This is a genomic window from Acidovorax sp. sic0104, from assembly GCF_019219095.1.
In the GTDB taxonomy this organism is placed as follows: Bacteria; Pseudomonadota; Gammaproteobacteria; order Burkholderiales; family Burkholderiaceae_C; genus Acidovorax.
In genome coordinates this window covers 1-887 of sequence record NZ_JAHUWH010000048.1, presented here as the reverse complement: position 1 = coordinate 887, position 887 = coordinate 1, and the positions used below count along the sequence as shown (strand labels likewise).

Annotated in this window: 1 protein-coding gene; it reads left to right on the top strand. The window is 63.1% G+C overall.

The window, feature by feature from the left end:
• A partial coding sequence (gene tuf, locus KW835_RS26605) for an elongation factor Tu (RefSeq protein WP_218387754.1) occupies positions 1–887 on the top strand: 887 nt, incomplete at both ends.

The window sequence follows — 887 nt, the reverse complement described above, 5'->3', positions numbered from 1 at the left end:
GGCGCCATCCTGGTGTGCTCGGCCGCTGACGGCCCCATGCCCCAGACCCGCGAGCACATCCTGCTGGCTCGCCAAGTGGGCGTGCCTTACATCATCGTGTTCCTGAACAAGTGCGACATGGTCGACGACGAAGAGCTGCTCGAGCTGGTCGAAATGGAAGTGCGCGAACTCCTGGACAAGTACAGCTTCCCTGGCGACGACACCCCCATCGTGCGCGGCTCGGCCAAGCTGGCCCTGGAAGGCGACAAGGGTCCTCTGGGCGAGCAAGCCATCGACAAGCTGGCCGAAGCCCTGGACACCTACATCCCCACGCCTGAGCGCGCAGTGGACGGTGCCTTCCTGATGCCCGTGGAAGACGTGTTCTCCATCTCCGGCCGTGGCACCGTGGTGACCGGCCGTATCGAGCGCGGCATCATCAAGGTCGGCGAAGAAATCGAAATCGTCGGTATCCGTGACACGCAAAAGACCACCTGCACCGGCGTGGAAATGTTCCGCAAGCTGCTGGACCAGGGTCAAGCTGGCGACAACGTCGGCCTGCTGCTGCGCGGCACCAAGCGCGAAGACGTCGAGCGCGGCCAAGTGCTGTGCAAGCCCAACTCGATCAAGCCCCACACCCACTTCACGGCTGAGGTGTATGTGCTGAGCAAGGACGAAGGCGGCCGCCACACCCCGTTCTTCAACAACTACCGCCCTCAGTTCTACTTCCGCACGACCGACGTGACCGGCGCCATCGAGCTGCCAGCCGACAAGGAAATGGTCATGCCTGGCGACAACGTGTCGATCACCGTCAAGCTGATCAACCCCATCGCCATGGAAGAAGGTCTGCGCTTCGCTATCCGCGAAGGCGGCCGTACCGTGGGCGCTGGCGTCGTGGCCAAGATCATTGC